We start from the raw sequence: 18951 nt of genomic DNA, 5'->3' as shown, positions 1-18951 counted from the left end.
AAGAAATTCTTGATTAAGCAGAAAGAATGCCATAAGAGGAAGTATTCACTTTCGGTTATGAAAAACCATACAACACGTCTGTTGCAACTGTAGAATCTTAAATTCCCACATTACAGTTTGAAATGTGGAAGCGAAAGTACAGATTATAGTTAAGAAAAGAAATATTTTCCTTTAAAAAGATTAATCTTTTATATAAAAAGCACGTAATCAGCCATTTACATAACACATGCAAAAACAAGACATTCTGAACTCCACATTATTATATTAGCATTGGTTATTATTTACTATCCGTCATTTATTTCAAAAAGAATACCCCACTTCTATTCCGGCAATGTGTCTGCCTTGCGAAGATGCATATTGATAACAATAAAATGCATCCAATGACCAACGTTTGGCTAAAGCAATCTCCACTCCGGGACGATAGCGCATACGGTCTGCTCTCCAAAAAGAGGTATCATCCAGACTTTGATAAATTTCAACAGAAAAATAAGGAGAAACGATTCCTTTTGTAGGAGCATAGGATAACTTCAAACGAGAACGTAGACGAGTTTCAGAATCACCACGGTCAAAAGTCTGCTGAAACCTCTCCCGCAAAGACACTTTCAACCATTGATAACGAAAGTTGGCAGTGGCAGATATATGATAGCGATGTCTCAACTTCCAGTCTGAATCACCCAAATTCCGAAGATGGGTCTCATATCCCACTCCCAGATTCAAAAAAGAACAAGGGCGATAACTTCCACCAACTGTCAGTCCCCAACGATCTAATCGACTTACATCATCCTTCATACGTAATTCCAAATCGCCTGAAACCGAGAAACGAGAATCTATCTTATAATTTACCTTAAATTTAGTCCATGTATTGAAATCATCACTTTGTGCCCATGCGGGAAACGACATTCCAAACAACAACACAAACAGCCAAATCTTAGTATTTAATATTATTCTACTCATTGATTATCGGGTTAAAGTTGCAAAGATAATAAATAATCTCCGACAAAGAAAAATCATGATACTGAAATAAATCTGAAAAAGATTAGCGACTTCTTTCCTTTTTTATTTCCCGGATTTTACGTACGTTTGTGACATTCTAACAATCCCTTTGTGAATTGAAACCTAAAATGCTATATGTGCGCAACAAATATTCCCGGTAATGAACGTTCGCTTGTCATCCGCCTGATAGCCGGAGATGAAGATGCATTCTGTGAACTTTATGCGGCTTATAAAAATCGCCTGATATATTTTGCGATGCGTTTTCTCAAATCACGCGAATACGCAGAGGATATCTTTCAGGACGCCTTCACTACGATTTGGGAAAGTCGTCGTTTTATTAATCCCAACACATCTTTTTCTTCTTATTTATATACAATCATGCGCAATCGGATTCTAAACCATTTGCGCGAACTGGCAAGCGAAGACCGACTGAAAGAGCAAATCCTTTCACAAGCTATAGACTACAGTAATGAGACGAACAATGAAATCATTGCCAATGATTTACAGAGACTTATATCTCATGCACTGGAACAACTGACTTCCCGCCAGCGAGAAATATTCGAAATGAGCCGTGAGAAACAAATGTCTCATAAAGAATAGCAGAAGCATTGGAGATTTCTGTCAATACGGTACAAGAACATATCTCATCTTCTTTGCGTTCGCTTCGTACGTATTTAGAAAAACACTCTGTTACCGGCACTGACCTAATTTTACTTCTTATCTGCCTCAATCTTTAGCGGGAGATGGTTTCTAACGGCATATACAGTTAAAGGAAGTTAACTATACCCTAGACATTCTTTTTCTTTGTGTACTAATTATACAAAGGGGAAATTAAGATATACCCGAATTCTAAATAACAGAATATGAAGAATACAGAAAATAATAAAAAACTATATCGCCGTTATCTGGACGATCTCTATACAACAGAGGATGCCCGGCAACTACTGAACAGCCTGCACGACCCGGATAATCATGAAACACTCAATGAGTTGTCTTCCGATGTCTGGGAAGAAACCGCCACACAGCAACCTTATACAGATCTTGAACGTGAACACTATAAACGAGAGGCACGTCAATTATTGAAACACATAGAACATAAAAAACGTACTTGGTTCCATCGTATCGCAGTTGTTACCGCCAGCACTGCAGCAATCGTTTGCCTGGTACTGAGCGGAATTCATTATCTGGAACATCTGAATGAACAACAGATATCTATCTGGAAGCCTCAACATCTTATGGCGAACGAAAACAACTTCTCCTGCCCGACGGCACCCAACTAACACTAAATTCCTGCTCACATGTCCGGTATCCGAATAATTTCACAGGAGAAGAGCGTAAAATAGTACTGGAAGGTGAAGGATATTTTCAGGTACACAGAAATGAAGAACAACCTTTCATTGTCAGTACCCGCCGTTTCGATGTACGTGTACTAGGAACCTGCTTTGATATAAAATCCTATTCTTCTGATGAAATCGTTTCTGTAGAAGTGGAAAGCGGAAAGGTGCAGGTAGATTTGCCGGAAGCGATGATGCGGTTAAAAGGCAAAGAGCAGGTACTTATCAATACCATTTCGGGCGAATACAGCAAACGACGGGAAGAGCGTCCGGTAGCCATATGGAAAAAAGGCGGTCTGCGTTTCAACAGTACTCCGATACGTGACGTGGCAAAAGAACTGGAACGAATGTACAATTGCCATATTACATTTGCCAACGGTAAATTCAACAATCTGATTTCCGGAGAACACGATAACAAGAGCCTGGAAGCAGTTCTTCAATCTATCGAATATACAAGTGGTATCCGGTATAAGAAGGAAGGCAACCACATATTGTTATATAAATAGCAAAAAGATGTTAATCACACCCTAGTATATAGTTTACGGTGTGTATTACCTTGTAGAACCTTGAATATTTAACTTATAATTTTAAGAAGACATATTATGAAAGCACCCGGTTAATTCCATCTCTGAAAAATAGGAGCTGTCTCTCAGAGAAGCCCCTATTCCGTAATCCGGACGGATATTCATTCGTTTCGACCCGTGTGAATAACGTATCTCGTATTACAAGTCTTTGTTTTAAATAATCTATTCAATTACTAAAACGTACAAATTTATGAATAATCTTCCTAATATAAAAAGGAAAGGCAGAAATGTACATTCATTTTTAGCTTTTTTACTATTCGTATGCTTGTCATCATTGCCTTGTTACATACAGGCACAAGAAAAGAAAAACATTACGCTGGATGTCAAGAATGAAACTGTAGAAAATGTATTCAATCAATTAAGCAAACAGACCGGCTACAAATTCTTTTATGATCAGGAAATTGTAAATGCCGCCCCACGTATTTCAATCAAAGCACGCAATAGCTCGTTAGAAAATATTTTGAGCATGATAACAGTACAGACCAATTTATATTTCAATAAGAAAAATAATACCATCTCTGTCGGCAAACAAAAAAGCCAGGAAACAATAAAATCAACAAGAACCAAAACCGTCAACGGAACAGTTACAGACCAGAACGGTGAACCCATTATCGGTGCCAATGTATTAGTAAAAGGTACGACAAACGGTATCATTACCGATATTAACGGAAACTATTCTTTGGCAAACGTAACCGAAGATGCTACTATTCAGTTCTCATACATCGGGTATCAAACAACCGAGGTCAAAGCGAACAGTAAAGAGTTGGCGCGTATCATACTAAAAGAAGACAGCGAGCTGCTGGACGAAGTAATAGTAGTAGGGTACGGTGTACAGAAACGCAGTGATGTCACAGGCGCTATATCTTCCGTAACTTCCGAGAAACTGAATTCTACCCCCTCTTCTAGCCTGGGTGAAATGCTGAGAGGACAAGCTGCCGGTGTGCAGGTTACCATGTCCAATGCCGCTCCCGGTGGCAGTTCGAATATTCTGATCCGGGGACGTCGTTCGCTTTCCGGCGGAAATGATCCTCTTTACATCGTGGACGGTGTCCCGATGACTAGTATAGATGATATAAACTCCAACGATATAGCATCACTCGAAGTTCTGAAAGACGCTTCTTCCCAATCAATCTATGGCGCACGCGCAGCCAATGGTGTCATACTAATCACTACCAAACGGGGACAGACCGGAAAGATGAAAATCAGTTATAACACCTACGCCGCTTCACAAAGTATCCATAAGAACTTTGAGTTTTACAATGGAGAGGAATGGGCTGCTTTACGCAAGGAAGCATACTATAATGCCAATCTTAGCTATGATGAAACCGACTGTTTCAGAGGGTTGATGCTCGACGTTTTTAAATCAGGAGAGTATGTTGACTGGGAAAAGCTAATGATAAGCTCCGCCTGGCAACAAAAGCACGACATCTTGATACAATCCGGCGGGGACAAAACAAAGTACGCTCTGGGACTGGGATATTTTGACCAAAACGGTATGGTTCCAAATTCGGGATTCCAACGTTTGAGCGGACGATTGAACATCGACCACAAACTACTGAAAAACCTGACAATAGGCACGAACTTCTTATACACCAAATCATGGAAGAAAACAGCAGACGGCTCCTTCAATTCATTTATCACCATGCCGCCTCTGGCAAAAGTATATAATGACGACGGTTCCTTGCGTGAAGATGTAACCGAAGCTGGAGAATCCCACTACAACCCATTATGGAATATCGACTACTCAAACAATAAAAGCCAGACCGACCGGCTATTGATCAACTTTTTCGTGGACTGGAAAATCACAAAGGACTTATCATACCGTGCAAACGGAAGTTTGAATACCAGGACTGTCCATAGCAACACTTATCAGGGGACAAAGCATACGACAGGACGCAATAACAATGGAAAAGCGACTGCCGGCACAAGTTTCTCTAACGACTACCTGTTCGAGAATATAGTCAACTACGTGAAGGATTTCAATAAGAACCATCATTTCGACGCAACCTTTATGCAAAGTGTCAATGTCATCGAATGGAAAAATCTAGGAATAAACGGTACCGGATTCGCAAACGATGATTTGACTTATAATGCGATAGGCTCTGCCAATGAATATGGTACGCCTACCTGGGAATTATCTGATAGAAAACTATTATCTTTCTTGGGACGTGTCAGATATAACCTGTTCGAGAAATACCTGTTCACCTTCGCTTTGCGTGTGGACGGTTCTTCCGTTTTCGGAAAGAATAACAAATACGGTTATTTCCCTTCGGGAGCTTTTGCCTGGAGGATAAATGAAGAATCCTTTTTAAAAGAAGCCAAATGGCTGTCCAACCTGAAACTCCGTTTAAGTTACGGTGCGGTCGGTAACCAAGGCGTTACCCCTTATAAATCACTTGGTTTGACAGATAGATACCTGACCGAATTCGGTGACAAGACCATCATCGGTTATCTACCCGGAACGGAATTGACCAACCCTAACTTGAAATGGGAAACGTCCACTTCCGGAAATATCGGACTTGATTTCGGATTCTTCAACGGAAGAATCAATGGTACGATAGAATACTATAATACCAAGACTACCGACCTGCTTGTCACCAAGTCTATCCCAAGCTCGCTCGGATATTCCACCCAGACTGTAAACCTGGCGGAAATGAAGAATAATGGTATCGAAATAACGCTGAATACCACTCCCGTCAAAATCAAAGATTTCAGATGGGATGTCAACTTCACTTTCACCAAGAACAAGAATGAAATTAAAAAGATAGACGGACAAGTCGATGAGAATGGCAAACCGCTTGATGACGTGAACAACAAATGGTTTGTCGGATATCCGATGAATGTATATTACGACTATGTATTTGACGGCATCTGGCAAAAAGATGACGATATCGCCAATTCTCATATGCCGACAGCTACTCCGGGCAGCATCAAACTGCGCGATGTCAACAACGACAATCAGATAACAGCCGATGACAGAGTAGTGATGCAACGTGACCCCAAATGGATAGGTACGGTCGGCACATCTTTCAACTACAAAGGATTCGACTTATCCGCCGACCTGTATATCTCTCATGGAGGAACGATATACAACCCTTATCTGACGACATTCGAGAATGGTGGTGACTTGACAGCCAAGCGAAATGGTATCCGACGCAATTACTGGACACAGAATAACCCGTCTAATGAAGCCCCTGCGCCCAACATGACGCAAGCTCCCGCATATATCAGTTCATTGGGTTATCAGGATGCCTCGTATGTCCGTCTGCGAAACGTTACTTTCGGATACAACTTCCCCCGTGCTCTTATCAGCAAAGCATACATGCAAAGTCTGAGACTCTATATGACACTGTCTAACTTCTGGACGAAAACCGATGTACAGGCTTACGGTCCGGAACAAACTCCGGGAGATTATCCCGAACCCAGGACTGTATTATTTGGATTGAATGTGACATTTTAATAAGATAAAATCATGAAAAAGAGTATATTATTTATATTTACAGCCTGCTTCCTCTTTACTACTTCCTGCTCCGACTTCCTAGATGAAGAACACAAGACGAAGTATAGCTCCGAATACGTATTCGGAACACCGGAAGGGCTAAAACTCGCGGTCAATGCACTATATGCATTGCAACGCTACTACGCAAATGATACTGAAAATGCCACCATCTTCGCTTTGGAAAGAGGTACGGATTTAGCTGTAACCAATGGCGGAACCGGTAACTTTTACGGCATCTATGACCCTAATTATTTAAAGCCGTCCGCCAGCCAGGTAGGATTCATGTGGCGTACAATGTATCAAATCATAGGCAAAGCCAATGAAATAATTGCCGCAGCCGAGGACTTGGAAGACACTCCTTCCTTACGGGCCACCGTCTCAGAAGCAAAATGTTTCAGAGCGCAGTCTTATTTCCTATTATACCGCACATTCGACAGGATATGGCTGAACATACAGCCGACTACTGCCGAAAACGTCAACGATCCGAGAGATTTTCATGCCGCTTCCGAGAAAGAAGTGTTCGACTTGATTTACGAGGATTTGGAGTATGCCATTACAAACCTCGACTGGGTATCCGACGAAGCGGGAAGATTCACCCAGCTGCCGCCCGTCATATGAAAGCCAAAGCCGCATTATGGCTCAAAGACTGGGATACGACTCTGGAACAAGTGGAAGAAATAGAGAAATCGGGACATTTTGACTTGATTGCATTGAATGAAGTATTTAATGCCGGAGACTTGAATCATAAAGAAGCGCTGATGGTGCAACAGTGGAGTAAAAATCCGGGCGGTAATTTATCCAATGCCACTCCAAAAGGCAATTACTATGCAGCCTATTTCATCGCCCAATACCGTACCGAAATCGGTGGAACCGCAGAATATGCCTGTTCTTATGACAACTGGGGATATACTTACGGAAGATGTCTCCCCAGCCCCTATTTATTCTCACTGTATGACAAGGCTAAGGACAAACGTTATCAAGAGTACTACATACACCAGTACAAAAATACGACTGATAAAAACATCACATACGGTTCGGCTACAGTAAAACCCGGAGATTATTTCCCATTATATAAGAATGGAAGCATCAATAAGAATGTATATCCGGGATGTATCAAGTACGGAGATAAATGGACGCGCACCGCTTCGGAGACACGCAGTTATAAAGATGTGATAGTGTACCGTCTTGCCGAATCCTATATAATGGCAGCCGAGGCAGCCTTGATGAAAAACGACCAGACGTTGGCTAAATACTACTTTAACAAAACATGGGAAAGAGCCGGAAACGACAAATTCACCGGTGTGCTAACCATGAAAGACATTATGGACGAACAAGCCCGCGAGCTGTCTTTCGAAGGCGACAGATGGTATTTTCTGAAACGTCTTGGAATACTTATCGAACAAATCAAGGCATACGCCGGAGATCCGGAAATCCCTGCATCCATTCTCGGACGTAACAATCTGCCCGCCAACCCTCACTTTGTGAGATGGCCGATCCCCGAAGCGGAAGTTATCAATATGGGAGCCGAAAACTTCCCTCAAAATATAGGATACAAATAATCACATCATTGAAACAACATACATATAATTAAGATGAGAAAAAAAATTACCATATTAACACTGCTTTTCTGTTCTTTCGTTACAGGCTTGTTTGCCAATACTCCACAATATGACATTTGTATATATGGAGAGTCAGCTTCCGGAGTAATTGCTGCAATACAAGGCGCACGTATGGGTAAGAAAGTAGTGCTTATATCGAAAAACGACCATGTAGGCGGTCTTGTCACGTCAGGACTGACCGCTACCGACATGAACCGTAATGACCTGATAGGTGGTATAACAAAAGAATTCTACAACAAAATATACAACTACTATCTGCAACCTGAAGTATGGCACAACCAAGACAGGGAATCATTCATGGTTTCGACATTAAAGCGTACATATAGAGGGAAAAATGATGAAAGGCAGATACAATGGGTCTATGAATCCTCAGTAGCCGAACGAATTATGCGGGATATGCTGAAGATGGCAGGAGTAGAAATTCTTTTCAACCACCGGCTCGACCTAAATAAGAACGTCCGGAAAGAAGAGAATATAATCCGGAGCATCCAACTGGAGAATGGAAAGGTTATTGAAGCCAAAATGTTTATAGACGCATCCTACGAAGGCGATCTTCTGGCACGTGCAGGAGTATCCTACACAGTAGGACGCGAATCAAACCTGCAATACGGGGAAACCTATAATGGCATCCGTCTCAATTACAAACAAGGAAAAGACCTGACAAAAATAAGCCCTTACATTAAGGAAGGGAATGTAAAATCAGGTGCCTTGCCCTACGTTACAGATCGGGAATGGGGCAAACAAGGGGATGCGGACAAACGCGTGCAAGCCTATTGCTACAGAATGACTCTGACAAACGACCCCGATAACCGTATATCTATTCAAAAGCCGAAGAACTATAATCCGTTATGGTATGAGATATATGCACGTATGCTAAAACTGGAACCGGAAACAAAACTCCAGCAAATTATAACATTGACTCCTATGCCTAACAAGAAAACGGATACCAACCATCTGGACTTCTTCGGAGCAAGTTATAACTATGCAGAAGCCGACTATAAAACCAGGCAGGAAATAGAGCAGTTACATAAAGATTATGCGCTGGGCATGTTGTGGTTTCTGGGACATGACAAACGTGTACCAGAACATATCCGCAAAGAAATGCTGGACTGGGGATTGCCTAAAGACGAATTCACTGACACCCAAAATTTCCCTTATCAAATATACGTACGGGAAGCCCGCAGGATGATCGGAGCATTTGTAATGACAGAAAAGAATGTACGCAAAACAGATCGTACGCCGGTCGAACATTCGGTGGGACTGGGTTCTTATGCCCTGGACTGCCATTATGTATCCCGCGTCATCGACCAAGAGGGCAAATTAAGAAATGAGGTACTATATTCGCCCCTACCATTCCCTACTCCATCAGTTATTATTCACTGACTCCTAAAGAGGAAGAATGTGCCAACCTATTGGCAACCGTATGTTTATCATCTTCTCATGTTGCCTATAGTACAATCAGGATGGAACCAGTATATATGATATTAGGACAATCGGCAGCCACAGCCGCCGCTCTGGCAATAGATTCGAATTTACCTGTCCAGAAAATATCTTATGATGTATTGAAGTATAAATTACTGCAGGACGGACAATTATTATCAGTACCCACTAAAAAATAAAGTTATGAAACTAAAATACATAATAACCTCAGTTTTTGTGCTTGCCACCGTACTGAATGTTGCATGTTCAGACAGAGACAACTATACAATACCTAAAGGCTCTTTTGAAGAAAAGCCAATTGTTCCCCCCGTTAAAGTTGAGACATCAAAAGTCGACGGGAAATGGAGATTACTGGTAGACGGTCAAGAACTATATGTCAAAGGGGCCGCATGCAACAACTTCTATGCTGAAGCAGCCGATTTCGGTGCTAATGTCGTCAGGACATACGGAGTATCCGACAAAAGTAAAGCCATTCTGGATGCCGCTCAGGAAAAAGGACTCTATGTCAATTTCGGACTTTACATAAAAAGAGAAACCGACGGTTTCGATTACAACAACGCAGCGGCGGTAAAAGCTCAATTTGATGAAATGAAAGCGACAGTCGAACGTTTCAAGGATCATCCGGCACTTTTGGTATGGTCGATAGGAAATGAAGCGGAAGCAAGCTACACCAATCTCAAACTATGGGATGCCATCAATGACATAGCCAAGATGATTCATGAAACCGATCCTAATCATCCCACTACAACGACATTGGCTTCCTCTAATGTGAACCATATAAAAAATATTATAGAAAAAGCTCCGCATATAGATATTCTTTCAGTCAATACGTATGCGCCTAACCTGCCGGGAGTATTAGGCAATCTTCAGTCCGCAGGCTGGACCAAGCCGTATATGATTACGGAGTTCGGGCCTCGCGGCACTTGGCAAATGAATCCCGAACCCGAAAGAGTGCTGCCGTGGGGAGGTTTAGTAGAACAGACCAGTAGTGAAAAAGAAGCTGACTATCTGAAAGCCTACCAAGAGAATATAGCCGTCAATAAGGACAACGGTTGCTTAGGTTCGTTCGTATTCTTATGGGGATACCAGACTCACGGAGAAGTACTGACCTGGTACGGGCTGTTCGACAAAAAAGGATATACCTTCCCGGCAGTCGATGCCATGCAATATGCATGGACAGGAAGTTATCCGAAGAACCGGGCTCCAGTAATAGCAACCCGTAATGATATACTGATGAATGGCAAAAAAGCGGAAGACGCTATTATTGTCAGCCCGAACTCATCCAACGAAGCTAAAGTCACAGCCACCGACCCGGATGGGGATGCACTGACCTACGACTGGATGATTATGAAGGAAAAGACGGCTTCTTCAGACGGCAGCCTGCCGGATGGCATCACCGGATTAATAGATGATAACACTAAAAAGGAAATTACATTCAAGGCTCCCTCAACGGTCGGTAACTATCGTCTGATAGTCTTTGTGCGCGATGTGAAAAACAAGAAAGTAGCAAGTGCGGTTATTCCATTTTCAGTTCAATAAAAAAATTATCGACTATGAAACTATTAAAATATAATTTAGGCATCTTGTTGTGCCTCACAGCTATCTTCTTCATTGCATGTGACAGTGACGATGAAACTATACAACAGAACCCGAAACCGACTATTAAGTTCACGAAAGTCGGAGACGAACCAGTCATTGCTTATCCGGGCACAGAACTCAGTTTTTCTGTTGAGATGACAGGCACAGCCGGTATTAAGAAAGTCGTTACCATGCTCGACTCACAAGAAATACCCGGAAGTGCCAAAGAATATCCGGGAAATACGGATAAAGACTCATACAGCGTATCATACACCATAAAATCGGAGGAAGTAGGTAAAACACTGAACTTTGTAATACTGGCAACTGACAATGAGGAAAAGAAATCCACTGCCGAATATGTAGTTTACATCCAGGCTGCCAAACCGGAAATTGAAATAAAGATTCCTGATACCGCACCGGAAACGGTTACTGCGGGAGAAGTGGTAACGTTCGACATTGAGATTACTTCCGCAACAACATTAAGAAGCATAAAAACATATCTCGAAGGTCTGGAAATTACAGATTTAACCAAAGAGACATTTGAGAATCCCAACAGTGATACCTATGTATTCTCATACACAACTACTGATTTGAATGCCGGACAAACCCTGTCATTCACATTTGAAGTGATGGATGCTAACGGTGGTATCGTAAGAAGTGAATATAGCATAGAGGTAACGAGAGCAGTAGAATTAGACATAAATGAATTCTACACACTTAAAATCGGAGCACAAGCCAGTACAGACGCAGGACCTTTCTTAAATACTACTAACGGAGAAATTTATGTACGAGACGGAGCTGCTGCCAAATCAGCCAATATCGACATTACCCTATTCTATAGTAACGGTTCATACGGCTATTATTTCGTATCCCCGTCTGATGCAAGCATCGAAGCTATTTTCAAAGCACCGGATGCAATAACAACTTGGGAACATCGTAACAGTACGAAACTGAAAGTTATCCAAATGACGCCGGACGAATTCTTAGCAATCAATTCTGCTGAAATGATTCAGAATCTCTACACGAACTCATCCGAAGCAGAAGTAGAGAAACTGACAAACAAGCTGGGAGTAGGCTCTATCATCGGATTCAAAACTGTTGCCGACAAATATGGCATTATAATTGTCAGGTCATTTGCCAGCGGCAGCTCAAAAGGAAATGTCACCATCGACATGAAAGTGGAAAAATAACCCGGTTCTCAAAATAAATTAATTCTTAAACCGCCCTTATTTATGACAAAAATAGGGGCGGATTAGAAATTATTATCTATAAAACAATGAAAATAAAATTATTATTCATCCTGCTAATTACTTTTCAGCCCTTAGTATTCGGAGCTAATGACATACCTGAACGACCGCTTTATCTTGACCCTTCCCAGTCAGTCCAAACAAGAGTGGAAAATCTGATGTCCTTAATGACGCTGAAAGAAAAGGTTGCCCAAATGTGCCAGTATGTAGGTCTGGAACATATGCGCGACGCGGAAAAGAATATCACGGAAGAAGAGTTACTGAACGGTCATGCCAGAGGATTTTACAAAGGATTGCACTCCACAGGAGTGGAACGGATGGTCACACAGGGAGAAATCGGTTCATTTCTTCATGTCTTGACTCCTGCGGAAGCCAATCATCTGCAAAAGTTGGCGGAAAAAAGCCGTTTGAAAATTCCCTTGCTGATAGGGATTGATGCCATACATGGAAACGGGCTCGTCAGCGGCTCTACCATTTACCCGTCTCCAATAGGAATGGCTTCCACATTTGCGCCCGATTTAATAGAACAGGCAAGCAGGCAGACAGCCCTCGAAATGCGTGTGACAGGTTCTCACTGGGCATTCACTCCAAATATAGAAATAGCCTGTGATGCCCGTTGGGGAAGAGTAGGAGAAACATTCGGAGAAGACCCGTATCTGGTATCCCGCATGGGAGTAGCATCCATCAAAGGTCTGCAAACAGACAATCTTACAGGACTAAATACCGTATTAGCCTGCGCCAAACATTTGGTTGCAGGGGGAATAGCCAATAACGGAACCAATGCCGGCCCGGTAGAATTGAGTGAAGGCAAACTAAGAAACTTCTTTTTACCCCCATTCAAAGCAGCCATACAAGAAGCTAAACCTTTTACCCTTATGCCAGCACATAACGAATTGAATGGGATCCCGTGTCATGCAAACAAATGGTTGATGACCGACATTATGCGGAATGAATACGGATTCGACGGGTTCATTGTAAGCGACTGGATGGATATGGAAGCAATCAGCACACGCCACCGGATATCCGAGAATACAACCGATGCATTCTTCCTGTCCGTAGATGGCGGAGTAGACATGCATATGCATGGCCCTGTTTTTTTCGATGCCATCCTGAAACTTATAAAAGAAGGAAAACTGACGGAAGAAAGAGTTAATAAAGCATGCGCCAAGATACTGGAAGCCAAGTTCCGGCTAGGATTATTCGAGAACCGGTATGTTACGGAAGCCGGAATAAAGAAAACGGTTTTCACCAAAAAACATCAGCAAACAGCACTGGAAATCGCCCGGCGCTCCATCGTCCTATTGAAAAACGAGAGTCTGCTTCCCGTTGACACCCGAAAGTTCAAAAAGATACTCGTGACAGGGCCTAATGCCAATAACCAATCAATCATGGGCGACTGGGTATTTGAGCAACCGGAGAAGAATGTATCAACCATACTGGAAGGCATAAAAGAGGAAGCATCCGGTACACAGATAAATTATGTAGATGTCGGCTGGAATATGAGAGCATTGGATAGTGCCAAAATAGAAGAGGCCATACAAACAGCAAAGTCTTCGGATTTGGCAATCGTCATAGTTGGCGAAGACTCTTTCCGGCAACATTGGAAAGAGAAAACATGCGGAGAAAACAGAGACCGTATGGACATCACTCTTTGGGGTAAACAGGATTATCTTGTGGAATCTATTTACAAGACAGGAGTTCCTACTATCGTCATCCTGATAAACGGACGTCCCCTTGCCACCAGATGGATTGCTGAAAATATCCCGGCTGTTATTGAAGCCTGGGAACCGGGGTCAATGGGTGGAAAAGCAATTGCAGAAATCCTCTTCGGCAAAGTAAATCCCAGCGGAAAGTTACCCATCACTATTCCACGGCACGTAGGTCAGATTTCAACGGTATATAATCACAAACCGTCCCAATTTCTCCATCCTTATATTGACGGGGACAAAACACCACTTTATCCTTTCGGATATGGTCTAAGCTATACTTCTTTCAAGTACGACCAGCTTAAAGTAAATAAGGCTGATTATCACGCCAACGAAGAAATAGAGATTACTGTGAATGTCAGTAACACAGGAGAAAGGCAAGGAGAAGAGGTCGTCCAACTTTATATTCGGGATGATTACAGTAACACCACCCGACCGGTGAAAGAACTGAAGCGTTTTCAACGTATTCTTTTGGAAAAAGGAGAAAACAAAGTGGTATCATTCCGCTTGAACAAAGAAGACCTGTCCTACTATAACCATAAAGCCGAATATGTGCTCGAACCGGGCACGTTTACCGTCATGGTGGGCGGCAGTTCTTTGGACAAAGACCTACAAAAAGTTAAGTTTAACGTAAAATGAAACCGGATATGAAGAACCTGATTCTATTATTAACTGTTCTTACTTTTCTGTTCAGTTGTAAAAGCAACCCGAAAGAAGAGTACGACATATGTATCTACGGCGGCACTTCCGCCGGAGTAATAGCAGCATACTCTGCCAAGATGTTGGATAAGAAGGTGTTGCTTATCGAACCGCAAAGCCGCCTCGGCGGACTGACTTCTGGTGGGCTTGGTTTCACCGATATAGGAAACAAACAAGTGGTGACCGGATTATCAAAAGATTTTTACCGCCGTTTGGGAGCTTATTACGGCAAACTGGAACAATGGATATTCGAACCCAAAGTAGCGGACAGCCTCTTTAATGACTACATTAAGCGAGCGGATGTCAAGGTTTTATACAAATACAGAATCACAGACGTCCAACTTGCCAACGGATATATAAAAAATATCACCCTTGAAAGTTCCGACGGAACAAAACTCGGCAAATCCATAGCCGCCAAAGTATTCATCGACTGTACTTATGAGGGTGACCTGATGGCTAAAGCAGGAGTTTCCTACATAATAGGCCGGGAAGACAACAAACAGTATGGTGAAACTTATAATGGCGTCCAACTGATGAAAGGACACCAGTTTCCGGATGGAGTAGACCCATACAAGATAAAAGGTGATTCCACAAGCGGATTATTATGGGGAATCAGTCCTGCCGCACTCTCATCGGACGGTACGGGCGACAAGTTAGTACAAGCTATAATTACCGCATTTGCCTCACCGACAATCCAGCCAACAAAATAGAAATCACCCGCCCGGAAAATTATGATTCCACCAAATACGAGTTACTGCTACGCCTGTTTGACGCCCAACCCAATAAAAGGAAACTAAACCATTATTTTATCTGGAGCCGGATGCCAAACAATAAGACGGATATAAATAACCGGGGAGGATTTTCTACTGATATGATTGGAATGAATCATAACTATCCGGAAGCATCTTACGAAGAAAGGGCAGAAATCATAAAAGCACATAAAGACTATACCCAAGGATTACTTTATTTCTACAAGACCGACCCCAGAGTTCCGCAAGAATTAAGAGACGAAATACAGGCATGGGGTTATCCCAAAGACGAATATACCGAGGACAACCATTGGTCGCCTCAACTATATATCAGAGAAAGCCGCAGAATGACAGGGGATTATGTAATGACGCAAGCACATTGCGAAGGACGAGAAACAGTTACCGATGGTATCGGTATGGCTGCATATACCATGGACTCACACAACTGCCAACGGTTACTCGTAAAAAAAGATGGTAAGTACATAGTAAAAAATGAAGGAAATGTAGAAATCGGCGGTGGGCTCCCCTACCCCATATCCTATCGTTCCATCATCCCAAAGGAAGAAGAATGTAAGAACTTGCTCGTTCCCGTTTGTCTCTCCGCCAGTCATATTGCCTATGGTTCCATCCGTATGGAACCGGTATTTATGGTATTGGCACAGTCTGCCGCTATCGCCGCAGCAGAAGCCATAAACACAGGAAGCGTACAAACCGTCGATATAAAAAAAGTACAGGCATTGCTACACGAAAATCCCCTATTGGACGATAGTTTTTCCGAGATACTGATTGACGACAGCGAACTGGACTTATCCATCAATAATGATTGGGAAGTTATAAAAAAACAAGGAGGATATGGTCCCACTTTCCTGAAATCCAAAGTTCGCAACGGTTCGCCTGTCCGTTTCAGCCCACATATGGAACATGAAGGAAAATACAAAGTCTATACTTATTATCACATGAGAAAAGATATATCACCGGCTATCACATATTCCATTTCGAACGGAATCGATAGTTGGACAAGAGTCATACATAAAGACAGCGTGAGAATAGAAGGACAAACTACGGGAGAATGGATAGAACTGGGAACATACAACTTTCAAAAAAGCTCCATGCCATATATAGAAATATCCACCGGAGATACAAGCGGGGCGGTCATTGCTGACGCTGTACTATTCATACCCGTAAAATAAGATTTATATGTATATGAAAAAGATTTTGTGTTTGCTATATCTGTTATCAATATTTTGTTTTTCCCATGCCCAGAATGAGAATACATATTTAGAGCAAAAGATTGATTCAACCCTATCAGGTATGACTATCCGTGAAAAAGCAGGGCAGTTGAACCAACTTGACGGACGCGGTACAATTGAAAATCTGAAGATATTGATACGAAAAGGAGAAATCGGTTCGGTTATGAATGTTACCGAACCCGAAATCGTCAATGAGTTACAAGAAATCGCCTACAAACAATCAAGAACCGGTATCCCCCTGGTTTTCACACGCGACGTCGTGCATGGTTTCAAAACAATGTTACCCATTCCATTAGGACAAGCTGCCACCTTCCATCCGGAACTGATACAGAAAGGGGCACGAATCGCAGCCATAGAAGCCACGGAGCATGGTGTCAGATGGTCATTTGCACCCATGATAGACATATCCAGAGATGCCCGGTGGGGACGCATAGCCGAAAGTTTTGGTGAAGATACCTATCTCACGGAACAAATGGCTGTTGCCGTAGTAAACGGATTTCAAGGTGATAATTTATCAAATCCACAATCAATGGCTGCCTGCGCCAAGCATTTTATCGGATACGGGACTGTAGAAGGAGGACGTGATTATAATTCAACTCATATTCCCGAAAGACAGTTGAGAGATGTCTATCTTCCGCCTTTCGAAAAAGCTGTAAAAGCCAATTGTTCCAGTATTATGACTTCGTTCAATGATAATGATGGGATTCCGGCTACAGGAAACAAAAAACTATTAAAGGGTATTCTTCGCAAAGAATGGAAGTTTGACGGGGTTGTAGTTTCCGACTGGGGCTCTGTAACGGAAATGATAAAACATGGCTTCGCTGAAGACCGGAAAGATGCAGCCCGAAAAGCGATAGAAGCCGGACTGGACATGGATATGTCTTCCAAAGCCTTTATTCAGAATATAGAGGAATTAATCGCCAAGGGGATAATTACCGAAGAGACATTGGACAATGCGGTACGAAATGTACTAAGATTAAAGTTCAGGCTCGGACTATTTGACAATCCTTACACTGATATTAATAAGAAAAAAGAAACCTATTCGGACAAGCATCTAGCTATTGCAAAAAAGATTGCGGAAGAATCTGTCGTCCTATTGAAAAATGAGAACCGCACATTACCGCTATCTCCGAAAATAAAAAGTATCCTGATAGTAGGGCCATTATCCGATGCTCCTCACGATCAACTCGGAACCTGGACAATGGACGGAGAAACAGAGAGAACACAAACTCCTGTAAAAGCACTGCGTGAAATGTATGGCGACAAAGTGGAAATTCATTTTGTGAAAGGTCTGGAGTACAGCAGAGATAAAAATAAGATGAATTTCAATAAGGTATTGGCAAAAGCAAGCCAAGTAGATGTCATTATAGCTTTTATCGGTGAAGAAGCCATCCTGTCAGGCGAAGCGCATTGTTTGGCTGATATAAAGCTACAAGGAGCACAATCCGAACTTATCAAAATATTAAGCGGAACAAATAAGCCGCTCATTACAGTTATCATGGCCGGACGCCCATTGATTATCAATGAGGAGCTAAACCTATCCGATGCTGTATTATATGCTTGGCATCCGGGAACGATGGGCGGTAACGCACTGGCAGATATTTTATTTGGTAAGACCACACCTAGCGGCAAACTACCCGTTACTTTTCCAAAAGCAACAGGACAAATTCCCATTTACTATAATCACACCAATACCGGGCGTCCGGCTACAGGAAAAGAAAAGTCTTTAGACGAAATACCTTTAAATGCCAAACAGTCAGTATTAGGCCACTCTTCTTATTATCTCGATTTAGGAGCACAACCTTTATTCCCATTCGGATATGGTCTGTCATACACATCTTTCGAATATTCCGATTTAAAAACAGACCACACCGTACTCACTCCGAACGATACGCTTTCAATTAGCGTCAAAGTGAAAAATACAGGGCAATATAAAGGAACAGAAGTAGTTCAACTCTATGTATCGGATCTTTTCGGTTCCGTCACTCGTCCAGTAAAGGAACTAAAAGGGTTTAAAAGGATAGAGTTAAGTCCAAATGAAGAAAAAATAGTAGTATTCGAACTCTCCTCATACGAACTGAGCTTTTGGAATATTAATATGAAAAAAGAGGTGGAACCGGGTAAGTTCAAGATAAGGATCGGCACTGATAGTCAAAGCGAACTGGAAACCTTTTTCGAAATAAAGTAACAGTAGCAAAGAGTTATTCTATTCAAAAAGCGGCCTCACCAAAAGGATGAGACTGCTTTTCATTT

The 18951-nt window shown here is 42.2% G+C and carries 10 protein-coding genes and 3 pseudogenes; 12 read left to right on the top strand and 1 reads right to left on the bottom strand.

The window, feature by feature from the left end:
• Positions 1–300: 300 nt before the first annotated feature.
• Complete coding sequence (locus tag DXA05_RS14390; protein WP_004315967.1) at positions 301–954, bottom strand: DUF2490 domain-containing protein; 654 nt, start codon at positions 952–954, stop codon at positions 301–303.
• 174 nt (positions 955–1128) lie between these two features.
• Here DXA05_RS14390 and DXA05_RS14385 point away from each other — a divergent pair.
• From DXA05_RS14385 to bglX, 12 genes and pseudogenes are all read left to right on the top strand, one after another.
• Positions 1129–1730: pseudogene (locus tag DXA05_RS14385) on the top strand (RNA polymerase sigma-70 factor).
• A 126-nt stretch (positions 1731–1856) separates the two neighbouring features.
• A pseudogene (locus DXA05_RS14380) lies at positions 1857–2833 on the top strand (FecR domain-containing protein).
• Between the two features lie 268 nt (positions 2834–3101).
• Positions 3102–6371 carry a TonB-dependent receptor gene (locus DXA05_RS14375; protein ID WP_008018504.1) on the top strand — a complete coding sequence of 1090 codons (3270 nt, stop codon included), beginning with the start codon at positions 3102–3104 and terminating at the stop codon, positions 6369–6371.
• A 12-nt stretch (positions 6372–6383) separates the two neighbouring features.
• On the top strand, positions 6384–7028 hold the full coding sequence (locus tag DXA05_RS27665; RefSeq protein WP_284515563.1) for a RagB/SusD family nutrient uptake outer membrane protein: 645 nt from the start codon (positions 6384–6386) through the stop codon (positions 7026–7028).
• Positions 7025–7969 carry a RagB/SusD family nutrient uptake outer membrane protein gene (locus DXA05_RS27660; protein WP_284515562.1) on the top strand — a complete coding sequence of 315 codons (945 nt, stop codon included), beginning with the start codon at positions 7025–7027 and terminating at the stop codon, positions 7967–7969. Before DXA05_RS27665 ends, DXA05_RS27660 begins: the two co-directional genes overlap by 4 nt.
• Before the next feature lie 33 nt (positions 7970–8002).
• Positions 8003–9412: an FAD-dependent oxidoreductase gene (locus tag DXA05_RS14365; protein ID WP_284515561.1), complete on the top strand. Its 1410-nt coding sequence runs from the start codon at positions 8003–8005 to the stop codon at positions 9410–9412.
• Positions 9367–9648, top strand: coding sequence for an FAD-dependent oxidoreductase (locus DXA05_RS27655; protein WP_347812605.1), 282 nt, complete (start codon positions 9367–9369; stop codon positions 9646–9648). The genes DXA05_RS14365 and DXA05_RS27655 overlap by 46 nt, the downstream gene beginning before the upstream one ends.
• A 4-nt stretch (positions 9649–9652) precedes the next feature.
• On the top strand, positions 9653–11008 hold the full coding sequence (locus tag DXA05_RS14360; RefSeq protein WP_008643276.1) for a glycoside hydrolase family 2 TIM barrel-domain containing protein: 1356 nt from the start codon (positions 9653–9655) through the stop codon (positions 11006–11008).
• A 14-nt stretch (positions 11009–11022) separates the two neighbouring features.
• A complete protein-coding gene (locus tag DXA05_RS14355) occupies positions 11023–12237 on the top strand; it encodes a hypothetical protein (RefSeq protein ID WP_004315974.1) in 1215 nt (404 codons plus the stop codon).
• 86 nt (positions 12238–12323) lie between these two features.
• Positions 12324–14639 carry a glycoside hydrolase family 3 N-terminal domain-containing protein gene (locus tag DXA05_RS14350; RefSeq protein WP_008018506.1) on the top strand — a complete coding sequence of 772 codons (2316 nt, stop codon included), beginning with the start codon at positions 12324–12326 and terminating at the stop codon, positions 14637–14639.
• An 8-nt stretch (positions 14640–14647) separates the two neighbouring features.
• Positions 14648–16638, top strand: a pseudogene (locus tag DXA05_RS14345) (FAD-dependent oxidoreductase).
• Between the two features lie 7 nt (positions 16639–16645).
• Entirely contained in the window at positions 16646–18886 is a 2241-nt protein-coding gene (bglX, locus tag DXA05_RS14340) for a beta-glucosidase BglX (protein WP_128859296.1), read from the top strand.
• Positions 18887–18951 lie beyond the last annotated feature (65 nt).

Origin of the sequence: Bacteroides sp. AM54-2NS, from assembly GCF_003602935.1 — a bacterium.
Taxonomy (GTDB): Bacteria; Bacteroidota; Bacteroidia; order Bacteroidales; family Bacteroidaceae; genus Bacteroides; species Bacteroides xylanisolvens.
Note: the sequence above shows the minus strand (reverse complement) of the source record. Positions and strands in the feature narration are given on the sequence as shown.